General features: G+C 69.2%; 21 protein-coding genes and 1 other RNA gene. 3 read left to right on the top strand and 19 right to left on the bottom strand.

Going from position 1 to position 22,598, the window contains the following annotated elements; all coding sequences use genetic code 11:
* Positions 1 to 301: 301 nt before the first annotated feature.
* Genes G448_RS14920 through clpS form a run of 5 tightly spaced genes read right to left on the bottom strand, consistent with a single transcriptional unit; the run spans position 302 to position 3,640 of the window.
* The gene (locus G448_RS14920; RefSeq protein WP_034494217.1) at positions 302 to 820 is read right to left on the bottom strand and encodes a DUF3054 family protein; all 519 of its coding nucleotides are present in this window, start codon (positions 818 to 820) and stop codon (positions 302 to 304) included.
* Between the two features lie 55 nt (positions 821 to 875).
* The gene (locus G448_RS0103295; RefSeq protein ID WP_026406828.1) at positions 876 to 1,691 is read right to left on the bottom strand and encodes an MBL fold metallo-hydrolase; all 816 of its coding nucleotides are present in this window, start codon (positions 1,689 to 1,691) and stop codon (positions 876 to 878) included.
* Entirely contained in the window at positions 1,688 to 2,590 is a 903-nt protein-coding gene (gene murI, locus G448_RS14915; protein ID WP_034494215.1) for a glutamate racemase, read from the bottom strand. The genes G448_RS0103295 and murI overlap by 4 nt, the downstream gene beginning before the upstream one ends.
* A 43-nt stretch (positions 2,591 to 2,633) precedes the next feature.
* A complete protein-coding gene (locus G448_RS0103285) occupies positions 2,634 to 3,320 on the bottom strand; it encodes a DUF2017 family protein (RefSeq protein WP_026406827.1) in 687 nt (228 codons plus the stop codon).
* On the bottom strand, positions 3,320 to 3,640 hold the full coding sequence (clpS, locus tag G448_RS0103280) for an ATP-dependent Clp protease adapter ClpS (protein WP_034494213.1): 321 nt from the start codon (positions 3,638 to 3,640) through the stop codon (positions 3,320 to 3,322). The genes G448_RS0103285 and clpS overlap by 1 nt, the downstream gene beginning before the upstream one ends.
* A gap of 83 nt (positions 3,641 to 3,723) precedes the next feature.
* Here clpS and G448_RS0103275 point away from each other — a divergent pair, with 83 nt between their 5' ends.
* Positions 3,724 to 5,118 (top strand): nicotinate phosphoribosyltransferase, encoded by a 1,395-nt coding sequence (locus G448_RS0103275; protein ID WP_026406825.1) that lies wholly within the window; start codon positions 3,724 to 3,726, stop codon positions 5,116 to 5,118.
* Positions 5,119 to 5,169: 51 nt separating this feature from the next.
* Here G448_RS0103275 and G448_RS0103270 read toward each other — a convergent pair whose 3' ends face one another.
* The 7 genes from G448_RS0103270 to ssrA all read right to left on the bottom strand — a co-directional run bounded on the left by G448_RS0103270 (position 5,170) and on the right by ssrA (position 12,743).
* The gene (locus tag G448_RS0103270) at positions 5,170 to 6,981 is read right to left on the bottom strand and encodes a DEAD/DEAH box helicase (protein WP_026406824.1); all 1,812 of its coding nucleotides are present in this window, start codon (positions 6,979 to 6,981) and stop codon (positions 5,170 to 5,172) included.
* Positions 6,978 to 7,325, bottom strand: coding sequence for a DUF3039 domain-containing protein (locus tag G448_RS0103265; protein WP_026406823.1), 348 nt, complete (start codon positions 7,323 to 7,325; stop codon positions 6,978 to 6,980). The genes G448_RS0103270 and G448_RS0103265 overlap by 4 nt, the downstream gene beginning before the upstream one ends.
* Before the next feature lie 110 nt (positions 7,326 to 7,435).
* Positions 7,436 to 8,182, bottom strand: a complete 747-nt coding sequence (nagB, locus tag G448_RS0103260) for a glucosamine-6-phosphate deaminase (RefSeq protein ID WP_026406822.1) — start codon at positions 8,180 to 8,182, stop codon at positions 7,436 to 7,438.
* A 180-nt stretch (positions 8,183 to 8,362) separates the two neighbouring features.
* Positions 8,363 to 10,081 carry a transporter gene (locus G448_RS0103255; protein WP_245572165.1) on the bottom strand — a complete coding sequence of 573 codons (1,719 nt, stop codon included), beginning with the start codon at positions 10,079 to 10,081 and terminating at the stop codon, positions 8,363 to 8,365.
* A 23-nt stretch (positions 10,082 to 10,104) separates the two neighbouring features.
* On the bottom strand, positions 10,105 to 10,902 hold the full coding sequence (locus tag G448_RS0103250; protein WP_051268589.1) for an ABC transporter ATP-binding protein: 798 nt from the start codon (positions 10,900 to 10,902) through the stop codon (positions 10,105 to 10,107).
* A 171-nt stretch (positions 10,903 to 11,073) separates the two neighbouring features.
* A complete protein-coding gene (locus tag G448_RS0103245; RefSeq protein ID WP_008732858.1) occupies positions 11,074 to 11,355 on the bottom strand; it encodes an HU family DNA-binding protein in 282 nt (93 codons plus the stop codon).
* A gap of 1,017 nt (positions 11,356 to 12,372) precedes the next feature.
* Positions 12,373 to 12,743, bottom strand: a transfer-messenger RNA (tmRNA) gene (gene ssrA, locus G448_RS17325).
* A 329-nt stretch (positions 12,744 to 13,072) separates the two neighbouring features.
* Between ssrA and G448_RS0103235 the strand changes: the two genes are divergently transcribed.
* On the top strand, positions 13,073 to 14,050 hold the full coding sequence (locus G448_RS0103235) for an aldo/keto reductase (RefSeq protein ID WP_026406819.1): 978 nt from the start codon (positions 13,073 to 13,075) through the stop codon (positions 14,048 to 14,050).
* Between the two features lie 141 nt (positions 14,051 to 14,191).
* On the opposite strand, the gene smpB is transcribed toward G448_RS0103235, so the two are convergent.
* The 4 genes from smpB to ftsE form a co-directional block, all read right to left on the bottom strand.
* A complete protein-coding gene (smpB, locus tag G448_RS0103230) occupies positions 14,192 to 14,737 on the bottom strand; it encodes an SsrA-binding protein SmpB (RefSeq protein ID WP_026406818.1) in 546 nt (181 codons plus the stop codon).
* 114 nt (positions 14,738 to 14,851) lie between these two features.
* The gene (locus tag G448_RS0103225; protein WP_315559091.1) at positions 14,852 to 16,078 is read right to left on the bottom strand and encodes a peptidoglycan DD-metalloendopeptidase family protein; all 1,227 of its coding nucleotides are present in this window, start codon (positions 16,076 to 16,078) and stop codon (positions 14,852 to 14,854) included.
* 161 nt (positions 16,079 to 16,239) lie between these two features.
* Entirely contained in the window at positions 16,240 to 17,157 is a 918-nt protein-coding gene (ftsX, locus tag G448_RS0103220; RefSeq protein WP_026406816.1) for a permease-like cell division protein FtsX, read from the bottom strand.
* A gap of 11 nt (positions 17,158 to 17,168) precedes the next feature.
* Positions 17,169 to 17,858 (bottom strand): cell division ATP-binding protein FtsE, encoded by a 690-nt coding sequence (gene ftsE, locus G448_RS0103215; protein ID WP_026406815.1) that lies wholly within the window; start codon positions 17,856 to 17,858, stop codon positions 17,169 to 17,171.
* A gap of 130 nt (positions 17,859 to 17,988) precedes the next feature.
* Here ftsE and G448_RS0103210 point away from each other — a divergent pair, with 130 nt between their 5' ends.
* The gene (locus tag G448_RS0103210; RefSeq protein WP_026406814.1) at positions 17,989 to 18,501 is read left to right on the top strand and encodes a hypothetical protein; all 513 of its coding nucleotides are present in this window, start codon (positions 17,989 to 17,991) and stop codon (positions 18,499 to 18,501) included.
* A gap of 86 nt (positions 18,502 to 18,587) precedes the next feature.
* Here G448_RS0103210 and G448_RS0103205 read toward each other — a convergent pair whose 3' ends face one another.
* From G448_RS0103205 to G448_RS0103195, 3 genes are all read right to left on the bottom strand, one after another.
* Complete coding sequence (locus G448_RS0103205; protein ID WP_026406813.1) at positions 18,588 to 19,175, bottom strand: single-stranded DNA-binding protein; 588 nt, start codon at positions 19,173 to 19,175, stop codon at positions 18,588 to 18,590.
* A 231-nt stretch (positions 19,176 to 19,406) separates the two neighbouring features.
* The gene (locus G448_RS0103200) at positions 19,407 to 20,900 is read right to left on the bottom strand and encodes a GTPase (RefSeq protein WP_026406812.1); all 1,494 of its coding nucleotides are present in this window, start codon (positions 20,898 to 20,900) and stop codon (positions 19,407 to 19,409) included.
* Positions 20,897 to 22,510 (bottom strand): GTPase domain-containing protein, encoded by a 1,614-nt coding sequence (locus G448_RS0103195; protein WP_026406811.1) that lies wholly within the window; start codon positions 22,508 to 22,510, stop codon positions 20,897 to 20,899. The genes G448_RS0103200 and G448_RS0103195 overlap by 4 nt, the downstream gene beginning before the upstream one ends.
* Between the last annotated feature and the right edge of the window lie 88 nt (positions 22,511 to 22,598).

Genomic DNA, 22,598 nt, shown 5'->3' with positions numbered 1-22,598 from the left:
CCCCGCGACCGATCCCGATCCCGTCCCACCCGAGTCGGGTCGCACGCACCGCCCTGCTGCCGCGCTCCGGGCCAAGCCGCCCACCGAGCCCCCGCGATCCGCCGCGTCCCCACCGAGACCGAGAGCACGGGGAGGACCACGGGAACACCTCATGCGCCCCGCCGGAAGTCGACTCCCGCAGGCCGGAACACACCGTCTCTCTTCCCGCAAGCCCCGCGAGAACTGCCACCACGCCAAGAGACTCGGCCCAGCGCGAACCGAACTCGGTGCAGAACTCGACCGATCTCGGCGAATCGATGAATCAGTCGGGGTCGTCGGATGCCCCCTGCGCCTGGGCGTCGAGCCTGCGTTGCACCGGCCTGGGCACGAGAGAGTCATGGGCCTTGGCGAATCCGTACAGGCAGCGCCACCCCGTCTGGAATGCCAGCAGGAAAGCGAGCAGCATCATCGAGAAGGAGACGAGTCCTCCCGCACCGGTCGAGCCGCGCGCTATGACGCACGCGCCCCAGGTGACGCCGACGACGATACTCCCCTCGGGCCACAGGACCTCAAGGTGGTGGCGTTTGCGCCGTACGCCCCGCGCCACCGCCCATGCGAGTGCGGTGGCGCCTGCCGACTGCATGATGAGCCCGAAGGCCTGGGAGAGGTCATGCGACGCGGCAGCCACGAAGAAGGCCACGAGCACCGCGGCCACCAGGTCGGCCGGTACGACGAGCCACCACCGGGTCAGGCGTCCCCGGGTCCAGGGGCGGTCCGGGCCATCGGGCACCGACGGGACATAGACCAGCCTCGTCCCATCCGCCCCGTGATCCGCCCTCATCGCTCCAGCCCAACGCCGCCCCGTCGGGGCACCGCGCCTATCGTCACGAGCGCCCTCAGATCTCCCAGCTCGCGCCCGCGGTGGCGGCCTCGAGCGGACCGGAGTAGACCTCGGCGGCCTCTTTGAGGGTATCGGCGGGATCGGTCCACGGCTGGATATGGGTCAGAACGAGACTCCCCGCGGGCCTTCGCCCGCCCTCTCCGCTGGTGCCTGCGGCGAGCTCGCCGGCGCGTCTGCCGGTCAGGTGCATTCCGCGATAGGTATCACGCCCTTCCAGGAAGGCGGCCTCCGACAGCAGCAAGTCGACGCCGTCCGCCATGGCCTCCACGCCGTCGCACAAGTCCGTGTCCCCGGTGAAGGCAAGGCTGACGCTCCCCCGACCGTCCTGTCCGGGCGCCTCGATGCGATAGCCGTAGGCCTCGACCGGATGAAGCGCTTCATACGGCATGATCTTCAACGGACCGACCTGCACCGCCTGGCCGACGACGGCGGTGCGGAATGAGAACTCCGACGCGTACGTCTCCTCCGGCGATGTGCCGTCCACGCCGTTGAGGCGTCCGCGCAGCTCGCCGGGTCCCAGAGTCAGGACGGGTCCCAGGGCTCCGGTGGGATTCCAGCGGCGGAAGACGTGCATGCCCACGAGATCCACTATGTGATCGGCGTGACAGTGCGAGATGAGGATCGCATCCAGATCGATCGGGTCGAGGTAGCGAAGCATCTGACCCATCGCCCCTGGCCCCAGGTCCAGAACCACCGACCACGTCCGCACCTCGCCATCGGGGTCCGCCCCATCGGCCTGCACCAAATAGGAGGAGGCAGCGGAGTCGGGGCCGGACATGCTTCCGGTGCAGCCGATGATCGTGAGCTTCATGCGGGTTCCTTGCTCAATTCTGCGGGTTTCGAGGGGGGAACGTGATCGTCGGCGGCGCTGAGGGCCGACATGGGGAGACCTGATGGAGGGGCCGTGATTTCGATCCCGGGAGCCGAGCTCGCCTGCGAGACATGGCTGACCTCGGGACCCAGGAAGCGCCGCGCCAGGACGACGAAGGACTCGGGGTCCCCGGTGGAGCGGAATTCGTGGTGCGGTGCGGCGGCCTCGGGAGCGCGCAGCAAGTCGCGTCGGGCCAGCTCGCGATAGACATCCTTGGCAGTCTCCTCACTCGAGGTCACCAGGGTGACGTCCTCCCCCATGACGTAGGAGATCGGGCCGATGAGCAGCGGGTAGTGGGTGCAACCCAGAATAAGGGTGTCCACGCCTTCCGCCTTGACCGGGTCGAGGTACTGCTCGGCGGTGGCGAGCACCTCGGGACCGGTGGTCACACCGCGCTCGGCCAATTCAACGAAGCGCGGGCAGGCCTCGGAGAACAGCGCGACACCGGGCACGGCCTCCAGAGCATCGGCATACGCGCGCGACTCGACAGTGCCCTGAGTGGCGATCAGGCCGATGCGGCCATTGCGAGTGACACGGGCGGCGGCACGCGCGGCAGGGTGGACGACCTCGACGACGGGGACGCCCTTGTCCTTGGTATAGCGGCGGCGCGCGTCGTGCAGGACGGCCGCGGAGGCGGTGTTGCAGGCGATGACCAGCATCTTGACGCCGGCCTCGACGAGCTCGTCCATGACGCCCAGCGCCAGGGAGCGGACCTCATCGATGGCCTTGGGACCGTAGGGAGCGTGGGCCGTGTCCCCGATGTAGAGGATCTGCTCGCCGGGCAACTGGTTGAGCACGGCTCTCGCGACTGTCAGGCCCCCGACCCCGGAGTCGAACATCCCGATCGGCGCGTCATTCACGCGTCCGAGACTAGGCGGGGGCTCAGCCGTAAAGCAGCACGGTTACCAGTGATTCCTGCCACCAGGTGAGCATGTCGTAGGACAGGGCGATGCCGCGACGCCAGAGGGCGTCCTCGTCCTCATCCTCGGGCGCTTCCTCCCAGGCGATGGCGTGGGCCTCCTCAGCGGCCTCCGGCCCATCGATGTCGAGCCGCTTCGCCAGCACAAGACGCACGTCATTGAGCGCGCCGAGCCACTTCTGCTCGTGCCCCCGGGCGATACGGACAGCGCCGCCGACGCCCGTGGGCTCCAGCAACTCGGCCATAACGGCCTCAAGGCGCTCCTGCTTCAAAGCGCGCAGGGGAGACCGGGTCAGGCCCGCCATCTCGAGCGCCACCTCGGGATCCTCGGAGGCGTCGGGCAGGAGCGCATCGATCACCGGCGCGAGCGCGGGCGGGGCGGCGGTCAGAGACGATGATGCGGAACGCCCGGGACCAGGCGGGTCGAAGTCCAGGGCGGCGAGAACGGCACGGTCCTGGGCGCTCTCCCCCAGGCGCGGCTCCGAGCGCGAGTCCCCTGCCCCGTGCGCGTCCTGGAGCCCGTTCGGGGAGCCGGAGCCGTCGGCGGCCAGCAGCATGGCGACCTGCTCGAGCAGACCCGCGAGATACTCCCGCTCCCATGTCTCCAGCCTGCTCTCCCAGCCACCGGGCGCCTCGGCGAAACCGTGCATCAGGAACCGTCCTGATAGTCGTCGCCGTCCCCGATCGATTCGAGGGTGGCGCGCAAGCCGTAGGAGTGCATGGCGACGACATCGATCTCCATGCGCTCGCGCGTGCCGGTGGACACGGCGGCGCGCCCGGTGGTGTGGACCTCCAGCATCCGACGACGTGCCAGCGGCAGCGGGAAGCCGAAATAGGAGTGGAAGACCCAGGTGACGTAGTCCATGGTATTGACCGGGTCGTCGTGGACGACTGTGCGCCACCGGGATCGAGCGGCGCTCCGCACGCGCTCCTCGACGTCGGGCTCGGCGACATGCGGTGCGCTGGACATGAGCAACAGCCTAGCGGCTGCGACTGTGCTCGAGGGCGGACGCGCTGGACCCGGGTTCGAGGTCCGGGAGTAGGTTGTGCCCTATGGCAGCCACGCAGCGCGACGCACTCGGTCCCACCACTCCCACCACCTCTCTGTTCACGGACATGTATGAGCTCACCATGCTTCAGGGCGCTCTTCGCTCGGGCACCGCCGAACGGGCGAGCGTCTTCGAACTGTTCGGGCGGCGACTGCCCTCCTCACGCCGCTTCGGCGTGGTGGCCGGAACGGGCCGCCTTCTGGACGCCGTCGAGGACTTCACGTTCACCGATGCCCAGATCGACTTCCTCCACGCCGCCGGCGTCGTGGACGACACCACGCTGGACTACCTGCGTGGCTACCGCTTCTCCGGCACGATCCGCGGCTACGCCGAGGGCGAGTGCTATTTCGCCGGTTCGCCACTGCTCACGGTCGAGGGCACGTTCGCCGAGGCCTGCATCCTGGAGACCCTGGCCCTGTCGATCTACAACTACGACTGCGCCGTCGCCTCGGCGGCCTCTCGCATGATCATCGCTGCGCACGGTCGTCCCTGTGTCGACTTCGGGGCCAGGCGGGCCCACGAGCGGGCGGCCGTGGCGGCGGCCCGCGCATCCGTCGTCGGCGGCTTCGTCGGAACCAGCGATCTCGAGGCCGGCATGCGTTACGGAATTCCCACGGTCGGGACCTCGGCGCACTCCTTCACTCTGCTGCACGACTCGGAGGAGGACGCGTTTGCGGCTCAGGTGGCCAGCCTCGGCCCGAGCACCACGATCCTGGTCGACACCTATGACATCGCCCGCGGCGTGGAGCGCGCCGTCAAGGCGGCGCGCGATGCCGGCGGCGAGCTCGGGGCAGTGCGTCTGGACTCCGGCGACCTGGTCGCCGAGGCCTTCAAGGTGCGGGCACAGCTCGACGCCCTGGGAGCGACGACGACGAGGATCACGGTCACCAACGACCTGGACGAGTACGCGATCGCCGGCCTGGGGGCCGCGCCGGTGGACTCCTACGGCGTGGGCACCAAGCTGGTCACCGGTTCGGGGCGCCCGACGGCCGCCCTGGTGTACAAGCTCGTCGAGCGGGCCGGATCCGACGGCGAGATGCACCAGGTCGCCAAGTTCTCCGAAGGGGGCAAGGCGACCGTCGGCGGGCGCAAGTGGGCGGGTCGTGCGATGGACGCCACTGGCTCCGCCGCCGAAGAACTCGTTGTGTCGGCCCTGAACCAGGATGAGGCACTGGCGGCCCTGGCCGAGGCCGGAGCCCGCCCGCTGCAAGTCGAGCTGGTACGCGATGGCGTCGTCGTCGAGGAGCACCGCGGCCCGCGAGCACTGGCCGCTGCGGCGGAGCGGCACCGGGTCTCACGCGCGGAACTGCCCTACGACGCCTGGCGCCTGAGCGAGGGGGAGCCGGCGGTGCCCACACGCCATCTCGACCTCGACGGCCGCAGGCCCCTGGTCGGCTGACGCGCGGCCGGGGCGGGCACGGCGCACGCGCACAGCCGCGGGCGAGCCGGCTCACCGCTTCCCGACGAACCAGCGGCGCAGGGTCTCCACGCGCCTGGTGATCTCCTCGGTGGAGGCCTGCGCCACCTCGGGACCGCCGCACACGCGACGCAATTCATTGTGAACGACGCCATGGGGCTGCCCGGAACGACGCGCCCAGGCGGCGACGAGCTGGCTCAACTCCTTGCGGGCGGCGGCTCGGCGCCTGGCATCGTCGGCACCCGAATCGGCTCGGCGCTGCGCAGCCGCCTGCTTCTTCTGAGTACGAATCTGCTTGTCCTGACGCTGGCGGAGCAGGGCCGTCACCTGCTCGGGCTCAAGCAGGCCGGGTAGGCCGAGGTACTCCTGCTCCTCCACACTGCCGACCATGGCACCGGTACCGAACTCACCGCCGTCGAACAGGACCCGGTCGAACTCGGCGGTGGAGTCCATGGCCTCGAAAGAGCCCAGCAGGTCGTCCGAGGCCTTCTCGGCCTTGTTGGCCTCAGCCACGAGCCGATCCTCGGGGGCGACGAGCGAATCCTCGTCGGCGGACCCGCCGCTGCCCAGGACGTGATCGCGGGCGACCTCGATCTCGTTGGCGAGCCCCAGCAGGGGGGTGACGGTGGGAAGGAACACCGAGGCGGTCTCGCCCCTGGCGCGCGAGCGGACGAAGCGTCCAACGGCCTGGGCGAAGAACAGCGGGGTGGCGGTGGAGGTCGCGTAGACGCCGACCGCCAGGCGGGGCACATCCACACCCTCGGAGACCATGCGTACCGCAATCATCCAGCGGTCGTCGCTCGCGGCGAAGGTCTCAATGCGGCTGGAGGCACCGGCGTCATCGGACAGAACCACCGTGGGGGACTCGCCTGTGATGACGCGGAGACGCCCCGCGTAGGCACGGGCCGACCTCTGGTCCGAGGCGATGACGAGTCCACCGGCGTCGGGCACCTGGCGGCGAACCTCGCTCAGCCGCTGGTCGGCGGCCGCCAGAACCGCGGGGATCCACTCCCCCGACGGGTCGAGGGCCGTGCGCCAGGCCTGGGACTCCAGATCCTTGGTCAGCGGCTCGCCCAGGCGCGCGGCGACCTCGTCCCCCGCCCTGGTGCGCCAGCGCATCTCGCCGGAGTAGGTCATGAACATGACCGGGCGCACAACTCCGTCGCGCAAGGCGTCGGCGTAGTCGTAGGAGTAGTCGGCTCGGGACCGCTTGGCTCCCCCGGTCTCCTCGACGTAGCGCACGAAGGGAATGGCCGACTCGTCGGAGCGGAAGGGCGTACCGGTCAGAGCGAGCCTGCGACGCGCCGGGGTGAAGGCCTCACGGATGGCATCGCCCCAGCTCAGCGCGTCCCCGCCGTGGTGGATCTCGTCGAGAACCACCAGGGTACGAATCGAATCGGTGCGGGCGCGGTGGAGATTGGCATTGGCGGCGACCTGGGCATAGGTCAGGGCCACGCCGTCGAAGCGCGAGCCCAGCGCGCCCTGGGAGTTCGTGTACGAGGGGTCCAGACGGATGCCGACGCGAGCAGCCGCCTCGGCCCACTGGTACTTCAGGTGCTCGGTGGGGCACACGACGGTGACCCTGTGAACCTCGCCGGAGGCGAGCAGCTCGGTGGCGACGCGCAGGGCGAAGGTGGTCTTGCCCGCACCCGGCGTGGCCACCGCGAGGAAGTCCTCGGGCGTGCTGTCCATGTACTTCTTCAGCGCAGCCGCCTGCCAGGCGCGCAGCGGCCGTGATGTGCCCCAGGCGGCGCGCCGCGGATAGGCCGGAGACAGGTTCTCGGCAGCGAAGATGGACGGCTGAGTCGGATTGTGCTGCGCCCGGGGACCTCGCGCGGAGCTCACCGACCGCCTCGCGAGAAGGGGGAGCGCGGAAAGCGCGGGCCATCGCCCTTGCCGCCGCCGGGCCTCATCGCCTCGTAGATCTGCTTGCAGGTGGGGCACACCGGGTACTTCGACGGGTCCCGCCCGGGGGTCCACACCTTGCCGCACAGGGCGACGACCGGACGCCCCGTGGCAGAGGCCGCGGCGATCTTGTCCTTGCGCACGTAGTGGGCGAAGCGGTCGGCGTCGCCGTCGTCGGTGGACTGGAGCTCCTCGCGCTCCAGGACGGCCGTGCCCGCGGACTGGCTCGGCCGGGCGTCCGGATCACCGGAGACTCCGGTCGTGGGGGCAGAGGACTCGCTCATGGCCCCAGTGTAGGCCGGGCGCCGCGGGCCTTCATCCCCCCGGCGCAGCGTGACGCGGTGAGGACCGCGCCACGACCGGCCGGTTGAACGCATGACGGATCGCGGAACGCTCAGTGCTGCTCCTTGTTCCCGAGCAGACTCGCGGCGGCGGGGTCGACGAGCACGAGGGCGTCGGCGTGGTTCTGCATCACGGTGGCGGGCCACCGGGGATCGACCTCACCCTCGACGAGGTGGGCGATGGCCTCGGCCTTGTTCTCACCCGTGGCGATGAGAACGAGCTTGCGCGCCTTCATAATCGTGCCCAGCCCCTGAGTGATGCAGCGAGTGGGGACCGCGTCGATATCGTCGTCGAAGAAGTGGGCATTGTCCCTGCGGGTCTGCTCGGTGAGCTCATCGACATGGGTCGAGGAGTCGAGCGGACCGCCCGGCTCGTTGAAGCCGATGTGGCCGTCGGAGCCGATGCCCAGGATCTGCAGATCGCAGTAACCGGCGGCCGCCATGGAGGCCTCGTAGGCATCGCAGGCGGCTTGGAGGTCCTCCCTCAGGGCATCGGGACCGTGCAGGGCGCCCGGCCGCATGTCCACGCGAGAGCGCAGATTCCGCTCCATGAACGTCGCGTAGCGCTCGGGGTGCCCCTCGGGCAGGCCGACGTACTCATCGAGCATGAAGCCGGTGACCTCCTTGAACGAGAGGCGTCCGGCCTCGCAGCGGCGAGCGAGCTCGTCGTAGAGGGGAAGCGGGCTCGACCCCGTGGCGGTTCCCAGAACAGCGGCGGGCTCGGCGGTCAGAAGGTCCTCGACCGCATCGGCGGCACGTTGAGCGATGGCCTCGGCGTTGTCCAGGATGACGAGCTCCATAGGTTTGCTCCTCTTCAGCGATGACGGGGATGTCCGGGCCCGAACGGACCCTCGAACCGGGAAGCGCGGCCATGCGCACCGGCCAGAGAACCCTAGGACAGCGGATCGCCGCTTGTCATCTTCCGGTGCCGCGCCACCGGCCCTCTCGAGCTCCGCGGGCCATCTCCGCGCGGAATGCGCTCAGCGTGTCTCGGCATGCCCCGGCCAGGAGCGCACGGTGGTCAGCACCGATACCCAGCGCCGATCGAGAGCCCGCCCTCCAATGACGGCACCGGCCCAGGCGAGCCCCGTTCCCCAGAACGCCCCGCCTGCGAGGAGTGCCCAGCCCCACTGCCAGGCACTGGTCATCACGAGGATGCAGATGCCGATGACGACCGGTAGCGCGAGCACGACGACCACGCCCAGGCCGACCATCTGCACCAGCGAGGCGGCCAGAGCCATGCCCGAGGTCCGCGACTTCAGCGGGCTCTCCCCCGGCGCATTGACCTCGTAGGGCAGAACTGCGCTCATGACCCCCGACCAGGCCGCAGCGGCGCCGTACAGGCCGAGCTGCACCCCGACAACCGCGGGAACGATGTCCCAGCGCGCGGTCCATATGCCGAGGGCGATGGTGATGATCGCCAGGACGGGCAGGGTCCACAGGGCGGCGGCAACCATGCGTCCCATCCTGTCGTCGCGACCGCGCACCCCGGCGCTCAGGTGCATCCACAGGGCGGTGGAGTCGTATCCCAGGTCGTCGTGCAGGGCCCATCCGGACATGAGAGCGATGACGGCCGGCACACCGAGCAGCGCCGGCGGAGCTCCGCCGGACGCTGCGCTGACCGGCGCCGACGCGAGGGATGAGTCCCCCTCGGCGCCTCCGAAGCCCTGTTGGGTGTTCAGCACCATCACGACGCCCACGGCGAGCGCGACGAACACGGCGGAGGCGCCCAGCGCCAGGTAGCGTGGATCAGTGCGCCAGTAGCGCAGACAGCGCGCCGCGATGGCGGCGGCCGGCGGGGGGATGACCCGTTCCAGTCGGCGCTGCCACACCAGGGGCGCACTCGTCGTGGCACCGCTGAGCGTGGGCTGCACGGTTCGCACGGCATCGGCGGGCGCCGGGACGTCGGCGTCGCCCTCAGAACGTCTGCGCCGCCCGGATGCCCTGTCCCCGGACATGACGCGCCGCACCACCCCGCCCCACAAAGGCGCCAGCGCGCTCGGGAGCGCCAGGGCGCCGACCGCCAGGCTCAGCGCGGCACCGGCCCGTCCCTGCGCCAGATAACCGGGAGCGGCGAGAGCCCAGCCGAACGGGCTCAGGGAGAGCACCCGGGCGATCGCCATCAACAGCGAGTCGTCAAGGCCTTCCGAGCGCATGGCGACGGCATTGAACAGACTGGGCACGACGGCGGCCCCGATGACGGCCACTCCCCCGATGGCGCCGATGATGTCCCGTCCCCGGCGCGTGGTCGACACGCCGGTCCCGATCACGACGACGCGCGAGGCGAGCACGCAGGTCGCCAGGGCAACCGGGGCAAGGAGCAGAGCGAGCCCGGCCGCGCCCCAATGGCCGCCCATCGCCCACGTCAGCGCGGGAAGGGCGAGGCAGACGGCCGTGGCGATGCCGGGAATCCCCGTCGCACCGGCCACGGCGAGCCCTCCGGCCAAAGAGCGCGAAGGCGCTATCCACGGCGCGAGCGCTCGGGGATCGAGCGTCGAGTCGACGCCCGTGAGCAGGAGCGGCACCAGAATCCAGCCGAGAGTGATCAACGCCCCCAGGGCGCCGATGACGCCCGCCGCGGTCGAGGTCGGAGCACCGAGGCCGAGCGCCGCGGCGCCGGCGGTCGCCGAGATGATGGTGCCGATCGCCCAAGCGGCTCCGAGCAGGGAGGCCAGGAGGATCCAGACGCTGCGTCCCAAGGCGTTGAGAGTGAGCCTCCACCTCAGTCGGACGAGGGTCGCAACCACGACAGGTCCCCTCTCGTCTCACGCGCCCCGACCAGCTGGGTGAAGCGGTCCTCCAGATCCATGCCGGCGGCGACCTGCGCAGTGGTGCCCGCGGCCGCGACCCGCCCGGCGACGACGATGGCCACGTGAGTGCAGAAGCGCTGGACGGTCGCCATGACGTGGCTGGAGATGATGACGGTACCGCCATCGGCGGCGAAGTCGGCCAGGATCGCCTGGATGGTCCGGGCGGACACCGGATCCACCCCCTCGAAGGGCTCGTCCAGAACGAGGACGCCGGGCGAGTGGATGAGCGCGCAAGCGAGGTTGATCTTCTTGCGCATGCCAGCGGAGTAGTCGGCGACGAGTGTGCGGCCGGCGCCGTCGAGATCCAGGACGTCAAGGAGCTGGGTCGCACGAGGAATGACGACATCGCGCCCCAGACCGCGGAGCAGCCCGGCATAGGTGATCAGCTCCATCCCGGTGAGTCGATCGAAGGTGCGCAGGCCGTCGGGCAGGACGCCGAGCTGCGCCTTGGCGGCGGCCTGCTGGTCCCATACGTCGAAACCGTGGACGACGGCGCGGCCGGCATCGGGTACGAGCAGGCCCGTGGCCATGGACAGGGTCGTGGTCTTGCCCGCTCCGTTAGGACCCACCATGCCGTAGATGGAGCCGGTCGGGACGTCCAGGGAAAGCGCGTTGACGGCGACTTTCTGACCGAAGGCCTTGCACAGCCCGTCCAGCGACAGTGCAGGAGCCGCTGCCTGCGCAACTCGGACGGCAGGTGGTGAGTCCATGGGGGCGAGGCTATGCGGACGAGCCCCTGCGGGCCTCCTTCCCGAGGAGGAGCCTCGAGGAGCCGTTCCCCACGAGCGCTGCGTGACGAAGGCGCGGCACCCGCCAGGGGTGACGCGCCTTGACGTCCACGGTCCGGCTGCGCTTAGCGGCACCGGGTGCTCACGCTGAGATCACTTGGCGACGGCCTTCTTCAAAGCGGAGCCCACCGTCAGCTTGACACCGTAGCCGGCGGGGATCTGGATCTCCTCACCGGTACGGGGGTTGCGGCCAGTACGAGCGGCGCGCTCGACGCGCTCCACACCCATGAGGCCGGTGATCTTGACGGCCTCACCCTTGGCGACATTGTCGACCAGGACCTTCTGGAAAGCAGCAAGGAAGGCATCGGCCTGGACCTTGGTGAGATCGGCCTCCTCAGCGATGGCGGCGATGAGCTCAGTGCGGTTGACGGACATATATCTGCCTCTCGGTCGTTGGTGGGCACCAGGAACGGTGCCGCTGACGGCAACGCTATGCATAAACGGGCCGCTTTGTCAGATATGACGGTGTTTTCTCGGCGTGGCGTGCCACTTTGTGATCTTCTGCCGCCTCGTTCGTCACACGAGTCACACTTACCACGACCTCAGGGTGTCGTTCGGATTATCAGCGAATACCCAGCGAGTTCTGATCGTCACAACACCCTATGACATAATAGGTGCGGGACGGACGCCCATTGGCCGCGCTGGTGACGGCTGCGAAAGGCTCTCCGCCCTGCGACCCGGGCCGCCCATCCATCGCGGGTCAGAGGACGATCGAGCGCACCATCGACTCTTTCGCGCCACGAAGCCTTTCGGTGCGGGCAGGACGAGGCCGGCGGACCTCGGGGCGGCCGAGGCCGGTGATGGAGTCGCGGCCGCAATGGCGGCCACGGAAACGAAGCGAAAACGACACGCTCAGACCCCCATGCAGGACCGCGCAGAAACACGAAGGAACCCGAATGACGAGGGGTCACGGCCACGATCGATGCCGCCAAGAACCGCATTCTCCAGAAGCGCTCGCGCTCCGGCTGCCCTCCATCCGCCGAGTAGCGACTGTGCGATGAGCCCGCCATGCTCCACTCGCTCATCCGTGCGCCGGGTGCGCTCGACGTCGTCGGGGTTACGCCATGGACGTGATGGGCGAAGAGGACTCGCAGACTCGGATCTCGATGTCCCAGCGGAACCGGTGGAGGCACCCGCCCTGCCGCATCGCGCTCACGCTCGGGGCCGATGACGCACCTGCACGGGAACCACCAGGCGCGCCGCGCCGCGCTCGAAGCGGCCCGCGCCGACGACTCGGATGTCTGGTACGCACCAGTGAGGACACGTCCCCGCCGGACCATGCATCAGCCCGATTGAATTCCGCTCAGGTCGGTCGCTCAACTCGGCCGACCGGACCATGATGCACGCCCCCAGCGACCCTGCGGTGAGGCGTTCCGCTGAAATCACGGGCATTAGTGGAGATGCGGGGAATCGAACCCCGGTCCGACGGTGGTGCAACAGGACTTCTCCGGGCGCAGTTCGCTGATGATTTTCTCAGCCCCGGCGTCTCACGCGAACAAGGACGCCGACGGGCTCAGTCACCTAGAAGTCCTGAGGCCCCCGATGACGAGAGGTCTCAGCAGTGGCTCCCTGGATGACGCCAGGAACCGGGGCGGAAGCAGTCCCCGGGCTGACGGACTTCGGAGCTCGCTCAGGCGGCGAGGGCGAAGTCGGTGCGAGTGTTATCGGCACCTATTGGTTCGCACAGAGCGTTGACGAGATGACTGTGCATCCTCGACCCGCTTCTCCTGAACCCACGACCGTCGTCGAAACCGATCATCCCCTGTGAAATTGTCATCGGCAGTACAAGGCTCGCCAAGCCATGCTCCTAGGAGCAGAATGCGACTCTACCAGGACGACGGCGAGTCGTCATCGGTCGTCTGCGTCACGCTCGCGCTCCGACCTCGATCCTCAGCGCCGAGGAGCGCACGGGCGATACCGACGGTGCTGCATGGCCCGGGGGCGCACCTGCGGCGAGTCCCCATGGGAGCGCCCCCATGGAGTGGCTGGCGCCCGACGACAAGACCCGACGACAAGACGAGGAGGCTCCCGGTGCACGGCCAGTAGAATCGTCGGGGCGGGCCCGATGCCCGAGCTTCTCGAGGAGGACGTTATGGAGAATCGTCCGTTCAGCGCCCTGGGGCGCGAGATCTCCGTCATAGGCACTGGTACGTGGGAGCTCGGCATCGACCGGTACGAGATCGATCCAGACGAGGCGACCAGAACCCTGCAGGCCGCGTGCGAGACCGGTGTCACCTTCATCGACACCGCTGACGTCTACGGGGACGGTCGCTCGGAGCGCTTCGTCGGCCGATTCCTCGCCGCCCATCCGAACGCCGGACTCACGGTGGCCACGAAGATGGGGCGCGGGCTCCCCCTGAAGGCCCTCACCTGGAGTCGTGACAACTTCCTGTCCTGGAACGACCGCTCTCGGCAGAATCTCGGCGTCGAGACGATCGACCTCGTTCAGCTGCACAGCCCGCCGAGCGAGGTCATCGAGGCTTCGCGCGTCTGGGAGCAGCTCGACGACTTGGTCGCCCGGGGAAGGATCCGCTCCTACGGCGTGAGCGCAGAGACCTGCGAGCAGGCGCTCGAGGCGATTCGCCACCCCGGCTGCGGGAGCGTGCAGCTCATTGTCAACGTGTTCCGGCACAAGCCGTTGGAGGAGGTCCTGCCCGCCGCCCAGGAGACCGACACGGCCGTGATCGCCAGGGTTCCCCTGCCCGAGGGCATACTCTCCCGCAATCATCGCCGGGACGCCGAGGCGGTTCTCCCCGACTCGGTCGCGGCTCTCGACGCCGGCTGGATCTTCTCGGTGGTTCCCGAGGACGTGGGCGCCCAGGCCGCGCGCGAGTTCGCACGAGTATGTCGCGAGCTCGTTGCCGAGCACGTTCACCCGGTCCAGGTCGCGCTGCGCTGGCTCCTGGACCAGAAGGGGATCACCTGCGTCCTGCCCGAGAGTCGCAACCCCCACCAGGTACGACTCAATGCGCAGGCGGCCGCGCTACCACCGCTGAACGAGGACGTGCACGCCGCCGTGACGGACATCTACGACCGGCTCATCCGGGTCCATGCGCACGACCACTGGTGAGGCCGCCGACCGGGGCGACGGAGGCCGACGGGAGCGAGCGGATCGCAGTGAAGAATGAGACCCGGCGGGATCGGCCGACGCGCGCCCGCACGGCGCGGGCCTCACGCCCTCCACGTCCGCAGGGGCCGGTCCATGTCCGTGTCAGCTCCGACGCCGGTTGACGGCCGCCATGGCGCGCGCGGCGTCGCGCCTGTCCTGGGCCTCGCGCAGGGCCTGACGCTTGTCCCAGTCCTGCTTGCCCCGGGCCAGGGCGATGGCGACCTTCGCCCGCCCGCCGATGAAGTACAGCTCCAGCGGCACGATCGTGTAGCCCTTGGCCCGAACCTTCTGAGCGAGCCGTTCGAGCTGAGCGCGATGGAGCAGCAGCTTGCGCTTACGACGCGGGGCGTGGTTGTTCCACGTGCCCTGGAGGTACTCGGGGATATGCGCCCCCTGAAGCCAGGCCTCCCCATGGCGATCGATCTCGATCCATGCCTCGGTCAGGGAGGCGCGCCCCATACGCAGAGCCTTGACCTCGGTACCGGTCAGAACGAGTCCGGCCTCATAGCGATCCTCGATGAAGTAGTCGTGGGTGGCCTTCTTGTTGCGAGCGATCGTCTTATGGGCATCGGAGGCGGCCTTCGCGCGCTCGCCCGGCGTAGGTTTCCTGCGCGCGTCGGGCTTCTTGGCGTTGAGCCGCTTCGCCATGAGAGTCCCCTTCCCAGTCGGTGCCGAGCGCATCACCGGGCCGGCGGGCGCGGTGCCCCAGCCTACGCGGCCGATCGGCGTCGTCAACCCGTCGTCGCGGTCGGCCGGCGCCGATCAGAAGCCGGGCAGGGTCATCGGGTCGATGTACACGCCGTCCTGAGCCACCTGGAAGTGGACGTGAGGCCCGGTCGCATAACCGGTCGAGCCGGTGAACCCGACGGTGTCCCCGCGGTTGACGTACTGGCCGTCGGCTATGGCTCGCCCCGACAGGTGGCACAGCGTGATGACGTAGGAATGGCCATCGATGTAACCCGCATTGATGTCGACCCCGATGCCGCACGAGGCGGATTCCCAGTACGTGGCGACCCCCGAGGCCGCGGCGTACTGAGGCGTGCCCTCGGCCGCGGCGAAATCAGTGCCCTGGTGGCCCGTGCCGACACCGGTCACGGGGTGGACGCGGTAGCCGAAGGGGGACGTGACGGTCAGGGCCCCGGTAATGGGATGGCCGATGTAGCCATCGCCGAGCGAGTCCGCCCCGATCGACTCGGAGGAGACCCCCGTCTGCCCGTCCTCGTAGGCGGCTCGGTTGGCGGCGTCAATCTCCGCTATGCGCTTGGCGGCGGCCTCCGCGTCGGCGGCGGCCTGCGTCTGCTGCTCCTCCAGCCCCTCCTTCTGGGTCTCGAGATTGGACGCCGCCGTCTCCTTCTCGGTCTTCAGGTTCGAGACCTCGTCACGCTTGGTGACAGCGTCATCGCGAGCGGTTCTGGCATCCGTCTCAGCGACGTCGGCCTCGTCCTTCAACGTGGAGACGCGATCAGTCGTGGCATCCTGACGGGCCTTGCGGTTGGCGTCCTGAGCGCGCTCGGTCTCGGCGGAGGCGAGGACCGTTTCCTGGATGGAGGCGGCGATCTCCATGGTGGACGCGCGCTGAGTCAGATCATCGACCGTATCGGAGGAGGACAGTACGTAGGACCACGAGTTCACGGAGCTGTCTCCCTGATAGGCGGAGACGACCAGGTCGGCCACCGAGACGGTGCTCTCCGAGGCGGTGGACTCCGAGGCCGTGGCCTCCTCGGTCACCGTGGCGAGGTCCGCTTCGGCGACATCGAGGCGGTCGGAGGCGAGCTGCTGCTCGCGCTCCTTCTCGGCCAACGTCGCCTCGGCCGTCGTCAACTCGTCCTGCGCGGTGGTCAGCGAGGTCTCAGCGCTCTGCAAGTCGAGATAGGCCTGACCGAGTTCGGCGGAGACGCCCTCGAGGGAGGAGGCGAGCTCGGCCTTCCGCTGCTCGGCCTGATTCTGCTGATCAACGGCATCGGAACGGTCATCCGCTCGGGCTGTCATCCCCAGGGGGACCACCACCAGTGCGACCACTGTGAGCACCCCGATCAGACGGTGGCCGCCGATGAGGGCGCGATGCCGCCGGGGTCCGGAGCGCCCGGTCGCTCCCGCGGACGAGGCGGGAGCCCTTCTGAGAGAGCCGGGAAGACGGAACAACATCATGATCAGACCCTCGTGTACTTCGACAGGGAGAATGAGGAGGAGACGACTGCCAGGACGATGGCGGCCAGGAGGATCCAGGGCGCCAGGAGCAGGACGTTCCCGGTGGAGATGAAGGCCGTGTTGATGAATGTCGGCGATTCGCCCAGCCACTCGTCCACGATGAGACGCACTCCGGCCCATAGCGCGCCGACGGCGGCGACGGCCCCGATGAGCGCAGCGATGGCTCCCTCCAGCACGAAGGGAAGCTGGATGAAGAACTTGGAGGCGCCGACCAGACGCATGATCTCGGTCTCCTTGGACCGGCTCATGGCCGACAAGCGAATGGTGGTGGTGATCAGCAGCACGGCGGCCACCGCCATGACCGCGGCCAAGCCCCCGGTGATCCATGTGGCGCGGTTCATGACGAGGAAGAAGGACTCGAGTGCCTCGCGCTGGTTGCGCACGCGCTCGACGCCGTCACGACCGGTGAGCTGCTCCGCAACGACCTGGTACTTCTCGGCGTCGTTCAACTTGATACGGAAGGACACCGGCATCATGTCCTCCGTGGCGTTCCGGCCAATGGGTCGGTTGCCGTAGATCTCCTTGAATTTGGCGTAGGCCTCCGCCTTGGACTCGAAGGTGTAGCTCTTGACGTAGGGCTTGAGCGCGTCGGAGTTGAGCAGGCCCTCGACGGCGTCGATCTGCTCCTGGGTGGCCTCGCCATTGGGGCAGGAGGCCCCGGAGGAGGCCGGGCACATGTAGACGCTGACCTCGACCTTGTCGTACCAATCGCCCTTCATCGTGGAGATCTGCTCCTGCAGCAGGGCGGAGGCGCCCACGAACAGCAGGGAGACGAAGGCGACCAGGATGACCGAGACGGTCATGGCGAGGTTGCGGCTCAGGCCCTTGAAGGTCTCGGACAGGATGAAGCGGATGCGCATGGGGGCCTCTCTCAGTGGTCCGAGCCGTAGACACCGCGCGCCTGGTCGCGCACGATCTCGCCCGCCTTGAGCTCGATGACGCGCTTGCGCATCTGGTCGACGATCTCATCGTCATGGGTGGCCATGACCACGGTGGTGCCCTGCCGGTTGATGCGATCGAGGAGGCGCATGATGCCCACGGAGGTGGAAGGGTCGAGGTTGCCGGTGGGCTCATCGGCCATGAGCAGCTTGGGGCGGTTGACCATGGCACGGGCGATGGCGACGCGCTGCTGCTCACCGCCGGACAACTCGTGCGGGAGTCGCCGTTCCTTGTCCGCCAGACCGACAAGATCCAGGGCCTCCGGCACCGCCGACAGGATGTAGTGGCGCGGCTTGCCGATCACCTGCGAGGCGATGGCGACGTTCTCGAAGACCGTTTTGTTCTCCAGGAGACGGAAGTCCTGGAAGACGAAGCCGATCTCCTGGCGCAGCTTGGGGACCTTCCAGCTGGAGATCTGGGACAGATCGCGCCCCAGCACGTGGATGGACCCCGAGGTGGGCCGCTCCTCACGCAGGGTCAGCCGCAGGAAGGTCGACTTCCCGGATCCCGAGGCGCCCACGAGAAAGACGAACTCATCCTTCTTGACCTTGATCGAGACGTCATCGAGCGCGGGGCGAGCGCCCCTGTTGTAGACCTTGGAGACATGGTCGAATCGGATCATCGAGTGGCTGCTTCCTGGCGTGCGAGGGCGTGGTCACGCCCGTTCATGGCCACCGTATCCAGTGCGGGCCGGAAATCCTCGGCGTGACACGCGGACCGTGGCCATGTCGCGACCCGCTAGCGTGTGAGCCATGCCCGACATGCAGCCCTCGCCCGCCCTCGGCGACGTCGTCGACATCGGCTCGTGGACGAGGTTCTCGCCGTCCCTGGCCGCCTTCATCGATGAGCAGGTGCGGCTCCATCGACTTCCCGGTGGTCTCGAAGAGGGGATGACGGTGCGGCTGACGGCCCCGGCACCCGTGGTCACCGATCGTGATCCGGCCGCGCACGGACGCCTGCGGCTGCCATGGCGCAGACGTCCACCGCGCGTCCCATCATCGGAGACCCCCGGAGTCGTGCTGACCGGCAAGGGCGATGAGGTGGAGGTGGCGCTGCCGGTGCTCGATGCCGCAGGACGGGTGCTACTGGGAGACGATGCGTGCGCTCAGCTGACAATCCTGGGGTGGACGCGATGCGGGGACGCATTCACGCGCAACGCGCAGAGGGGGAGGACGGCGGCTGAGGCGGTGACCCGAGTGCTCATCGAGGTACTGCGCGTCGCCCATCCAGCGGATCTGGACTGGGTGATCACCGAGCGGAGCTGAGACGAGCAGTGGCGCTATGCCGCCCCGCGCCATGGTTCACGGGCCATCACGGATCGCGCCGTCCACCCCGTCCCCAGTGCCGTCCTTCACACGAGTGCCTCCTCGCGCACCGTGTAGGCCAGCGGGTCGCTGGACGGCTCCGGCCGATCAGAGAGCTCGTCCGGCGATGCCTCCCAGTGGGCGTCACTCAGGGCAGTCTTCTGCAGTCCGACGGCCGCAGCGACGCTCTCCGACTCGGAGGCGGTATCCGCCGAAGGACTCGAGGGCGCGGATCCGGCCGAGGTCGTCGTGCTCTCGGCGTCGACGGTCCGCGCCGTGCGGGAGACCCGCATGAAGCGCGACTCGCCCCAGGTCAGGTCCGGTCCTCCGCAGGAGACGGTCAGGACGTTGGTCAGCTGCTGCCCCCGGTCATTCTCCCATAGGTCCTGAGAGAAGCGGCCGACCAGCACGACGGGATCGCCCTTGTGCAGGCTGCGCGCAAGGTTCTCAGCGAGGTAGCCCCAGGCCTTCGCGGTGAACCAGATGGTCGGCCCCTCCCGCCAGACGTCCTCGATGCGGAAGGACGGGGCGGTGGCCACGCGGAAATAGCAGAAGAGACGCCCGGAGGATGTGCGCGAGACAACAGGGTTGGTGCCCAGGGAACCCTGGACGATGAGATCGAGCTGACGGCTCATGATGTGCTCCTAGCGAGGACGAAGGCCAGCACTGCGCTGGCTCTCCTCCACGGTCGCGCTTATGGGCCGGCTCGCGCCACCAGCCTCGTCGAACCCTGTGGATGCCCCCTGCGGACCCGCCCCTGTGGAGCCCCGCACAGACTCACCGGTTCAAAGCACGTCAGAGCCGACCGCGCCCTCCTATGAGCGCCCGGACCGCATCGACCCTGCGGGCGGATGCGGCGGCGCGCCTCACCTCGTCCCGGGACTGGACGTGGAGGGAGTCTCGAGTCCGAGCGCCTCCTGAAGCTGGCGATGACGGCTCAGCACTCCGTCGGCCGGGACGGTCAGAGCACGGGCGACCACGGAGGACACGCGTGCGCGCACCTGGTCGCCGTAGTGCGCGGCCTCCTTGTGCGCACGTGAACGGCGCGCGGCCATCGCCACCGCAGCAACGATCGCGCCGAGGACGAGCAGCGCGACGGGCAGGATCACGCGATCGCCGCCGACCACCACGGTGATGCCCCAGATCAGCCCGACGAGTATGAGCAGGAGCCCGCCCCACCAGGCCAGTTCGATAACAGGGGTGCGATGACCGGGCAGCGAGACCGAGCCGACCGCCTCAGCGGTCTGAGCGGCCAGAGCCTCGGGTGTGGCCACGGCGTTCTCAACACTGCGCAGCCACACCGGCGGCAGCCCCTCGGTCACCTGCTGCAACCACGTGGTACGAGTCGCGGCGACCGCCGTCCTGGACGGAGGCTCGGGGCGCGCCAGCGCGCGGGGCAGGGCCCGAGCCAGCCCCGTGCGCACGGAGTCCTCGACGGCCTGCGCCCCCGATGCCCGGATGAGGGAGGCGGCGGCGCTCCGGGCGCCCTCCGGGTCGAGCCCGATCTCCCGGTGAGCCGCAGTCGGACGCAGTCTGACGGTGATGGCATCGAGCTCCGCCGAGGCTGTACGAGCCGCGTTCGACTCGTGCGCCACTCGATCGCACAGGATCTCACGAACCTTGCTCAAGTTGTCCCCGCGCACGGCCGAGACGGGCAGGACCTTGACGTCATGGAGGCCGTCCGCGACGAGCAAGTCGTGCACATCCTTCAGAAGCGTCGAGGCGCCCCCCGCGGGCAGGGTATCGACCTGATTGACCAGAACCAGCATGTCCTCCTGGCGAGCGCCCAAACCGCGCAGGTAACCCTCATGGAGCGCGGCGTCGGCGTACTTCTGAGGATCGACGACCCACACCAGGATGTCGGCCAGCGGCACGAGGCGGTCGACCTGCAGGGCGTGGGCGGTCGTCACCGAGTCGTAGTCGGGCACATCGAGCAGGACCAGCCCGGCGAGCTCGTCCTGGTCCGAGGCGTCCAGGAGGGACTCACGGCGGATACGGCGCTCACCGCCCACACCCAGGAAGTCCAGCAGGGCGCTCGCGTCGTCGCCCCAGGAGCAGGCGGCCGCCTGCGACGTGGTGGGCCGACGCGCGCCGACATCGGCGAACTGCAACTGGGTCAGAGCGTTGAAAAGGGACGACTTGCCCGAACCCGTGCCGCCGAACAGGGCCACGACGGTGTGATCCACGCCCAGCGCGAGTCGCTCGCCGACCTCATCGAGCGCCTCCCTGGCGGGGATGGCCAAGGAAGCGGGCACCTCCGCGGGGCATGCGTCGAGAGCGGCGCGCAGGCGATTCAGTCGGGCCTCGAGATGAACGGCGTCGAGAGGCTCGGTATGCGAGATGAACGGTTCCTGGGTCATGTGGAGGCTCCGGGGCGGGTGAAGGGGGTGAGCTCACCGGCACGCAGGCGCAGGGCCGCGGCCAAGGAGGGGGCGGGGGCGAGCGCGCGAGCGGCGCCCGCGGGCACGATAGCGGCGAGCTCGGCGGCCATGATCTGGACCAGCGCGCCGCGCGCCTGACCGGCGGCCTCGGCCAGGTCCAGTTTGCGGGCGGCCTCGACCGCACCGTCGACCCCGACGGCCGCGGCGACGAGCAGGTGGCCGACACCGTCGGCGTTCATGCCTCTGGGCGGATTGGTGGGCACGAGTCTCTCGCGGACATGATCATGCGCCCATTGCGTCATGAGGTCCTTCTTCTGGACGGTCCCGAGCCGCTGCCGCATGACGGCCTCCGGCACCCCCGCGCCAGCCCACAGCTCACGGGCCCGACCCGACAGGGAGACCAGAGCCGCTTCGAGTCGGTCGGTGACGACCTCGACGGCGTCAGCGGCCAGATCCCCCAGGGCCTGGGCGCGGGCCTTAGCACGGCGCCCGAAGAGGCCGGCGCGCAGGCGACGACCCGGCTCGAGCGCAGCCATCGAGGCCAGCGGACCACCGGTGGAGGCCAGGGCGAGCCAGCGAGTGGCGGGCGCCCCCTGGCCCCAGGCACCCGCATCGATCTCGGTCCGCATGCCCGCCACAGGCGCGGTGAGAAGGGCCTGAGTGGCGGTCTCGAGTTGAGTGGCGGCGTCATCCTGGGCGTCGACATCATCAGCCAGGCGAATGAGGTCCTCCCGCAGACTCGTCCACGTGCTGTGCCCGGTGCGACGCACTAGACCGGCGGCACGGTGACGGCCGGCCAGCAGACTCAACCAGTCGCGCAGCGGCGCGACGGACCCCTCGGGCAGCAGACCCTCGTGGGGGCCGGCGTCGGGAACGACGAAGAAGGGGGACTCGGCCAGGCCCAGGCCCTCGAGCCGCGTGACCAGGTCACGGCGCACCTCCGGGAGGATCCGGGCCGGGACCCGGTTGAGCACAACACCGATGGGAGTGCGCCGCCCCGCGGCATCCTCCAGGGACGACCAGGGAGTGTGGTCGCCGTAGCGAGCGGCGGTCGTGATGAACAGCCACAGATCCGCGGCCTCCAGGAGACGCAGCGCCAGAGCCCGATTGGCCTCGTGCACGGAGTCGAGATCGGAGGCGTCCACGAGGGCCAGCCCCGCGGGTACGGTCTCGGAGAAGACGCTGCGGCAGACCTGGGCCAGGGGGTGATCGGCGAAGGCCTTGCTATCCTCGGGGTTCATAACCAGTACAGGAGTGCGCGTCGTAGGGCGCAGGACCCCGGCCTCGGAGACCTCGGCGCCCAGGACGGAGTTGACCAGCGTCGACTTGCCCGCACCAGTGGACCCGCCCACGACGACGACGGCGGGCAGGTCGGCATCGGCCAGGCGAGGCAGCACGTGATCACGGACCTGGCCGACGAGACTGGTCCGCAGCCTGCGGGCCTCGACGACACCGCGCGCGTCCAGCGTGAGCTCGAGCCGCTCCAGGTCCCCCACGGTGTCAGTCAGGACATCGATAAGCTGGGCGCGACTGAGCGCCGAGACAGGAACATCCTGCCCGGAGGGGAGTAGGGGCGTGGGTGCGGCCATAGGACCAACCTTAGGGCCGTAGGAGGGCGTCGTGCGACATTGTTGTGAGACCGGCCCGAGTGGCCGCCAGACCCGGGCCGGACCCACG

Source organism: Actinomyces gerencseriae DSM 6844 (assembly GCF_000429265.1).
Lineage (GTDB): Bacteria > Actinomycetota > Actinomycetes > Actinomycetales > Actinomycetaceae > Actinomyces > Actinomyces gerencseriae.
Note: the sequence above shows the minus strand (reverse complement) of the source record. Positions and strands in the feature narration are given on the sequence as shown.

Coding starts and splice junctions, on each gene's coding strand:
- G448_RS14920 (WP_034494217.1), bottom strand. CDS start 820: ATGAGGGCGGATCACGGGGCGGATGGGACGAGGCTGGTCTATGTCCCG.
- G448_RS0103295 (WP_026406828.1), bottom strand. CDS start 1,691: ATGAAGCTCACGATCATCGGCTGCACCGGAAGCATGTCCGGCCCCGAC.
- murI (WP_034494215.1), bottom strand. CDS start 2,590: ATGTTCGACTCCGGGGTCGGGGGCCTGACAGTCGCGAGAGCCGTGCTC.
- G448_RS0103285 (WP_026406827.1), bottom strand. CDS start 3,320: ATGCACGGTTTCGCCGAGGCGCCCGGTGGCTGGGAGAGCAGGCTGGAG.
- clpS (WP_034494213.1), bottom strand. CDS start 3,640: ATGTCCAGCGCACCGCATGTCGCCGAGCCCGACGTCGAGGAGCGCGTG.
- G448_RS0103275 (WP_026406825.1), top strand. CDS start 3,724: ATGGCAGCCACGCAGCGCGACGCACTCGGTCCCACCACTCCCACCACC.
- G448_RS0103265 (WP_026406823.1), bottom strand. CDS start 7,325: ATGAGCGAGTCCTCTGCCCCCACGACCGGAGTCTCCGGTGATCCGGAC.
- nagB (WP_026406822.1), bottom strand. CDS start 8,182: ATGGAGCTCGTCATCCTGGACAACGCCGAGGCCATCGCTCAACGTGCC.
- G448_RS0103250 (WP_051268589.1), bottom strand. CDS start 10,902: ATGGACTCACCACCTGCCGTCCGAGTTGCGCAGGCAGCGGCTCCTGCA.
- G448_RS0103245 (WP_008732858.1), bottom strand. CDS start 11,355: ATGTCCGTCAACCGCACTGAGCTCATCGCCGCCATCGCTGAGGAGGCC.
- G448_RS0103235 (WP_026406819.1), top strand. CDS start 13,073: ATGGAGAATCGTCCGTTCAGCGCCCTGGGGCGCGAGATCTCCGTCATA.
- smpB (WP_026406818.1), bottom strand. CDS start 14,737: ATGGCGAAGCGGCTCAACGCCAAGAAGCCCGACGCGCGCAGGAAACCT.
- G448_RS0103225 (WP_315559091.1), bottom strand. CDS start 16,078: ATGACAGCCCGAGCGGATGACCGTTCCGATGCCGTTGATCAGCAGAAT.
- ftsX (WP_026406816.1), bottom strand. CDS start 17,157: ATGCGCATCCGCTTCATCCTGTCCGAGACCTTCAAGGGCCTGAGCCGC.
- ftsE (WP_026406815.1), bottom strand. CDS start 17,858: ATGATCCGATTCGACCATGTCTCCAAGGTCTACAACAGGGGCGCTCGC.
- G448_RS0103210 (WP_026406814.1), top strand. CDS start 17,989: ATGCCCGACATGCAGCCCTCGCCCGCCCTCGGCGACGTCGTCGACATC.
- G448_RS0103205 (WP_026406813.1), bottom strand. CDS start 19,175: ATGAGCCGTCAGCTCGATCTCATCGTCCAGGGTTCCCTGGGCACCAAC.
- G448_RS0103200 (WP_026406812.1), bottom strand. CDS start 20,900: ATGACCCAGGAACCGTTCATCTCGCATACCGAGCCTCTCGACGCCGTT.
- G448_RS0103195 (WP_026406811.1), bottom strand. CDS start 22,510: ATGGCCGCACCCACGCCCCTACTCCCCTCCGGGCAGGATGTTCCTGTC.